Genomic DNA, 6,591 nt, shown 5'->3' with positions numbered 1-6,591 from the left:
CATGTTGCAGATGGTCATGCGACCTTCCATCGACAGGCTGCGGATCGCGCTGCCGCCGAACTCCATGGCGTAGCCGGTGCCGCCGGCAGTGCCGATCCTGCCGATGATGGCGAGCACGACGTCCTTGGCGGTCACGCCGGCGCCAAGCTTGCCCTCGACGCGGATCAGCATGGTCTTGGACTTCTTCTGGAGCAGGCACTGGGTCGCCATCACGTGCTCGACCTCGGAGGTGCCGATGCCGTGTGCGAGGCAGGCGAAGGCGCCGTGGGTCGAGGTGTGCGAGTCGCCGCAGACGACGGTCATCCCCGGCAGCGTGGCGCCGTTTTCGGGTCCGATCACGTGGACGATGCCCTGACGCGCGTCCTTGAACGGGAAGTAGGCCAGCGCGCCGACTTCACGGATGTTCGAATCCAGGGTTTCCACCTGCTGGCGGGAAACCGGATCCTGGATGCCCTTATCCCAGTGGTCGGTCGGGGTGTTGTGGTCGGCCGTGGCGACGATGGAGTCCACGCGCCAGGGCTTGCGCCCGGCCAGCTTGAGACCTTCGAAGGCCTGCGGGCTGGTGACTTCGTGGACCAGGTGGCGGTCGATGTAGATCAACGCGGTGCCGTCGTCCTCGACGTGCACCACATGGCTCGACCACAGTTTTTCGTAAAGCGTCTGCGCTTGCATGGGCGATTGTTCGGTCAGGGTTGAAACCGGAGTGGGCGGAAAAACTTTTATTATTTCACAGGCCTAGTGTGCTGAGTAGCTTGCTCGTAGAGCGGCATCACGCGCTCGGCGTATACCCGTAGATCCTGCTGGCGCGTTTCGTTGGACGGGTGGGTCGAAAGCCACTGGGGTGGCGCGCCCTCCGACGCCTTGGCCATCTTCTGCCACAGCACGATGGCAGCGCGGGGATCGTAGCCCGCGCGGGCGGCGAGTTCGACGCCGATACGGTCGGCCTCGGTCTCGTGCTCCCGGCTGTTGGGCAGTTCGAAACTCACCTTGGCCACCGTTCCGATCAGATCAGACCCGGCCTGCCCAACCCCCAGCGCAGCGCCGACGATGGCAACACCCACGTTGGTCACCATCGCCCGGGAGGCGCGCTCGCGGGCGTGTTCGCGCAGCGCATGGGCGATCTCGTGGCCCATGATCGCGGCGATCTCGTCGTCGGTCAGATCAAGGCGCTCGATGATCCCGGAGTAAAACGCGATCTTGCCGCCTGCCATGCACCAGGCGTTGAGCTCGTTGGAGGTGAGCACATTGACCTCCCACTTCCAGCCCGGCGCATCCGGCCGGAACGCGCCCGTCGCGGGGATCAACCGACGCGCCACCGCACGCACACGCTCCACCTGCTCCTTGTTGCGGTTGAGGGCGTTCTTCTGGCCCGCCTGCTGAAGGATCTGGTGATAGCTCTGGCTGGCGGCCTGGTCCATCTCTTTCGCCGACACCATCATCGACTGCCGGCGCTCGATGCCGACCGCGCCGCTCTGGGTGGTCTGCACCGTCTGGCAGGCCGTCACCACGCCGGCAGCCAGCACTACCGGCAGCACACCACGCGCCCATTCGAATCGCTTGCTCATGTCTCTCCTGTTTGTCTTGCTGTTCAGATCAGGCCACGGACGACCGCACACGCCACCCCGCAACCAGCACGATCAACCCCGCCAGCGCAAACACCGAGCCTGCCGTGTACGTCCAGGCGGGGCCTATCCATTCCCAAGTGTAGCCGCTAATCAGACCACCGATCATCCCGCCCGCACCGAACGAGATGCTGCCGTAAAAGGCCTGTCCCTGGGCCTGGTGACGCACGCCGAACCAGTCGTTCACCACCGCCACCGCCGCCGCGTGATACGACCCGAAAGTCGCCCCGTGCAGGATCTGCGCAAACAGCAGCACCGCCAGTGATTCCGCCCCCCAGCCGATCAGCACGAAACGCAGCACCGCCACGGCAAAGCTGAACACCAGTATTCCACGCAACGAATACGCCTTGACGAGCCGAGGCATACCCATGAAGACGAGGATCTCTGCCACCACGCCCAGGGTCCACATCCACCCCACCACGGACTTGCTGTAGCCGTGCTCCACCAGATGCAGCGAGTAAAAGACGTACAGCGCCCCGTGGGCGGCAGACATGAAGAAACACGCCGCCAGCAGCGCCCTCACCTCGGGCCGGCGGAGCACCGTGCGCAGCGGCACGTGCTCCTCGTGGGTCGGCGGACGCTGCGCCTCGGGGATCGTCAATGCACACAGCAGGATGCCACCGAGGGTCGCCAACGCAATCCACAGCACCGCACGGATCGGCAGATCGTCGAGCAGATAGCCCAGGCCCAGCACCGCGACGATGAAGCCCACCGACCCCCACACGCGGATGTTGCCGTAGCTCCCGGCCCGGCCGGCCAGATGACTGAAGGTGAGCGTCTCCACCAGCGGCAACGCGGCGCTCCAGAAGAAGGCCAGGAAGGCCATGCTGACGAACTGCGCGCCGTAGGCATCGCTGACCAGAAAGCCGCCAAACCCCGCCACCGACAACGCCGCCGACAGCCGTACGATGGGCGTGCGCACGCCAACCCGATCAGCCAGCCAGCCCCACATGGTGGGCGCCAGCATGCGCATCACCGACATCAGTGACATCAACACCGCGATCTGCCCGGCACTGCGGCCAACCGACTGGAGGTAGAGGCTGAAATACGGGGAAAAGGCGCCGATGAAGGCAAAGTAGAAGAAGTAGTAGCCCGACAGGCGCCAGTAAGGAATCATCGCCGCGATTGTACCGCCCATAAAAAAAGAGCGCCCGAAAGCGCTCTTGCTGGCAGAAACACGCAGTCGATCAGTTGACGGCCTGGCCCTTCAGCATTTCGTAGAGCTCGTCCTTCAGCCTGAGGCGGCGCTTCTTCAGATCTTCGAGTTCGAAGTCCGTTGCCAGCTCGGCATTGACCTCTACGCGCACCACGTGACGATTGACGTCGTGGTACTCATCAAACAGCCGGGCAAAGTGTCCGTTGGACACCTTCAATGCGTGAATCTGGTCCCGATACTCGGGGAATTCGTGGTGAAGATCGTGTTGCTCCATGCGCTACCTCCCGGTCAATGGTCAATCTTGTATGTCTCGTGGGATTGACTCTACGCCCGCGATGCGCGCAAAAAGTTGACGACGATCAATCCTTGCGGAGCGGCGACGGGACGCACTGCACACCGCTCGGCGCCAGCCCGGCAATTTTTGGCGTGACGCAGGCGACATCGGCGTTCTGGGCACGATGGCGCAGGGCGTGATCCATCAGGACCAGCGCCAGCATGGCTTCGGCGATGGGCGTGGCGCGGATGCCGACGCACGGATCATGGCGGCCGTGGGTATTCACGACCACCGCCTCACCGGCCTTGTTGATGGAGCGTCGGTCCAGGCGGGTGCTGGCCGTGGGCTTGATGGCGATGCTGACAAGCACGTCCTGGCCCGACGAAATGCCGCCAACCACGCCACCGGCGTTGTTGGACAGAAAACCCTCCGGGGTCATCTCGTCGTTGTGCTCGGTACCGAGCTGCGCCACGCTGGCAAAGCCGGCGCCGATCTCGACGCCCTTCACCGCGTTGATGCCCATCATGGCGTAGGCGATGTCGGCGTCGAGGCGGTCATAGACCGGCTCGCCCCAGCCAACCGGCACGCCGGTGGCCACCACGTTGATGCGCGCGCCCACCGAATCGCCGGACTTGCGCAGCTCGTCCATGTAGGCCTCGAGCTGCGGGACGATGGCCTGATTGGGCGCGAAGAAGGCGTTGCCGTCAATCTCGTCCCACGACACAAAGGGGATCTCGACCGGACCCAGCTGCGCCATGTAGCCGCGGATCACGATGCCGAAGCGCTGCTCCAGCCACTTGCGGGCGATCGCCCCGGCCGCGACGCGAACGGCGGTTTCCCGCGCCGACGAGCGGCCGCCTCCACGGTAGTCCCGGATGCCGTACTTTTGCCAGTAGGCGTAGTCGGCATGGCCCGGGCGGAACTGCTCGGCGATGTTGCCGTAATCCTTCGAGCGCTGATCCTGGTTGCGGATCAGGAGCGCGATCGGCGTGCCGGTGGTGACACCTTCGAACACGCCCGAGAGGATCTCGACCGTATCGGGCTCGCGCCGCTGGGTGACGTGGCGTGAGGTGCCCGGCTTGCGCCGGTCGAGTTCGATCTGGATATCGGCCTCGCTGATCGCCAGCCCCGGCGGACAGCCATCGACCACACAGCCGATGCCCGGCCCGTGGGATTCGCCGAAGGAAGTGACGGTAAACAGCGTGCCGAAGGTATTACCAGACATGAAGCACTCTCGAAGGGAACGAAAAACCGCCGGAGTCTAGCACGCTGCCGGCACCGGGCCAGCAGCGTGAAGGCCGCAGACTTACTGGAAGAACTCGTCGAGGCGCCCGAAGACCGGGTGCTCGCCGTCATGCTTTTTGACGTACAGCACGTCTTCGAGTTTCTCGACCTGCCTGATCATCTTCTCGAGGCGCTCGTCCTCGAAGATCAGCAGCCAGATGCGGCTGGTCTCGCCACCGCCCACCGGCATGCACAGGATGCCTTCAACGTTGAACGCGCGACGGGCAAACAGGCCGCAGATGTGGCTCATCACGCCCGGGTGGTTGGCAACGCCCAGTTCCAGCACGACCTTGCGGAAGCCGTTGTGCTCGGGAACGTCGGGGATGTACTCGGAAAGGTTGGAGTTCTGTTCGGACATCGTATTCTCTCCTCGGGCTCAGCCGATCATCTCGGAGTTGGCGGCACCCGGCGGCACCATCGGGTAGACGAATTCGTTCGGATCGATCGTCGCGTGGATCAGGCAGGGGCCCGGCGTGTGCAGGGCTTCGGCCAGGGTGGCGCGGGGGTTCGGCGACGGATCCAGATCGACCGCGCGCATGCCGAAGCCTTCGGCGATCTTCAGGAAGTCGGTCGGGCGCTCGTAGCGGGACGCCATGATGCGCTTGCCGTAGAACAGGTTCTGCTGCTGATGCACCAGGCCGAGGGACTGGTTGTTGAACAGCACGATCTTGACGTTGACGTTCTCCTGGGCGGCGGTGGCCATCTCCTGGATGTTCATCTTCAGGCTGCCGTCGCCCGAGAAGCACACCACGGTGCGATCCGGCTCGGCCAGGGCGGCGCCGATGGCGGCCGGGAAGCCGAAGCCCATGGTGCCGAGACCGCCCGAATTGAGCCACTGGCGCGCACGGCGGAACGGGTAGGCCTGGGCCACCCACATCTGGTGCTGACCCACGTCGCTGGTGATGATCGCGTTGTCGTCGAGACAGTTGGCCACGGCGTGGATCAGGCCGTAGGGCGAGCGCGGGTTGTCGATGCCCGGCATGGCCAGCGGGAAGCGGCCCTTGAGGCTTTCCACGTGGGACAACCAGCGCTTGCGCAGCTGCGGCTTGACGCGCGGCAGCAGCTCGCTGAGCACCTGGCCCACATCACCGGCGATGGCCACATGGGCGTTCTTCACCTTGTGCAACTCGGAGCGGTCGATGTCGATGTGGATGATCTTGGCGTTCGGGCAGAACTCGGCGGTCTTGCCGATGGCGCGGTCGTCGAACCGTGCGCCGACGCAGATCAGCAGATCGGCCTCTTCGAGCACGTAGTTGGTGTAACGCGCGCCGTGCATGCCCAGCATGCCGATGGACAGCGGGTGGTCCATCGGCATCGCGCCGAGGGCCATCAGGGTCATCGTGGTCGGCAGCGAGGCCTGCTCCGCCAGGGTCACGGCCATCTGGGATGCGCCGGAGTGGATCACGCCACCGCCCAGGTAGAGCACAGGACGCTCGGCGGATTCGATCATCTTCGCGGCCTCTTCGATGGCGGCGATGTCGAAGCTCGGCGCCGCATCGGGCACGACCACGTCGGGGAACGCGTCGAAGCTCACCATCTGGTTCTGGACGTCCTTCGGCACGTCGATCAGCACCGGGCCGGGGCGATCGGACATGGCGATGCGGAAGGCGGCCGGCACCACGTTGAGCAGATCCTTGGCCGAACGGACCAGGAAGTTGTGCTTGGTGATGGGGATCGTCAGGCCGTAGGTATCGACTTCCTGGAAGGCGTCGGTACCGATCATCGACAGGGGCACCTGGCCGGTCAGCGCGATCATCGGGATCGAGTCGAGCTTGGCGTCGGCGATGGCGGTGATCAGGTTGGTCGCACCCGGGCCGCTGGAGGCCAGGCAGACTTCCGGCCGGCCGGACACCCGGGCCATGCCCTGGGCGATGAAGCCGGCACCCTGCTCGTGACGACACAGGACGTGGTGAATCTGCTCGCTCTTGGAAAGCGCGTCGTACATCGGCAGCGCCGCACCGCCGGGCACACCGGCGATCGTGCGGATTCCTTGCCGTTCGAGCAGCTTCACAATCAGGTCTGCTCCAGTCATTTGCATCATCGAAATTCTCCTAGTGGCTTGGGAGCCGAACCGCAATCCAGGCCGGGGGCGCAACAAAAGACAAGACCCCCGCCGGTTGCGCGCCGGCGGGGGTCTGAAATTTCCTTGGACTACCTTGGACCCTTACGACGCGCGAACACCTACGCTTACTACGCGTACTACGGCTACGACGTCGACAGGCAGGAAAGTGGCGAAGAGGGTCACGGCAAAGTCA

General features: G+C 64.6%; 7 protein-coding genes. All 7 read right to left on the bottom strand.

The window, feature by feature from the left end:
- A partial coding sequence (locus Q0672_RS07765) for an aconitase family protein (RefSeq protein WP_298621389.1) occupies positions 1-672 on the bottom strand: 672 nt, incomplete at its 3' end.
- A gap of 50 nt (positions 673-722) precedes the next feature.
- Positions 723-1,565, bottom strand: coding sequence for a M48 family metallopeptidase (locus Q0672_RS07760; protein WP_298621387.1), 843 nt, complete (start codon positions 1,563-1,565; stop codon positions 723-725).
- Between the two features lie 28 nt (positions 1,566-1,593).
- Complete coding sequence (locus Q0672_RS07755; protein ID WP_298621385.1) at positions 1,594-2,739, bottom strand: MFS transporter; 1,146 nt, start codon at positions 2,737-2,739, stop codon at positions 1,594-1,596.
- Between the two features lie 70 nt (positions 2,740-2,809).
- Positions 2,810-3,052 carry a YdcH family protein gene (locus Q0672_RS07750; RefSeq protein WP_153160379.1) on the bottom strand — a complete coding sequence of 81 codons (243 nt, stop codon included), beginning with the start codon at positions 3,050-3,052 and terminating at the stop codon, positions 2,810-2,812.
- Between the two features lie 85 nt (positions 3,053-3,137).
- Entirely contained in the window at positions 3,138-4,277 is a 1,140-nt protein-coding gene (gene aroC / locus Q0672_RS07745; RefSeq protein WP_298621382.1) for a chorismate synthase, read from the bottom strand.
- An 81-nt stretch (positions 4,278-4,358) separates the two neighbouring features.
- The gene (gene ilvN, locus Q0672_RS07740; protein ID WP_298621380.1) at positions 4,359-4,694 is read right to left on the bottom strand and encodes an acetolactate synthase small subunit; all 336 of its coding nucleotides are present in this window, start codon (positions 4,692-4,694) and stop codon (positions 4,359-4,361) included.
- 18 nt (positions 4,695-4,712) lie between these two features.
- On the bottom strand, positions 4,713-6,377 hold the full coding sequence (gene ilvB, locus Q0672_RS07735) for an acetolactate synthase large subunit (protein WP_298621378.1): 1,665 nt from the start codon (positions 6,375-6,377) through the stop codon (positions 4,713-4,715).
- Positions 6,378-6,591 lie beyond the last annotated feature (214 nt).

It is taken from the genome of uncultured Zoogloea sp., assembly GCF_937894855.1.
Taxonomy (GTDB): Bacteria; Pseudomonadota; Gammaproteobacteria; order Burkholderiales; family Rhodocyclaceae; genus Zoogloea; species Zoogloea oryzae.
Note: the sequence above shows the minus strand (reverse complement) of the source record. Positions and strands in the feature narration are given on the sequence as shown.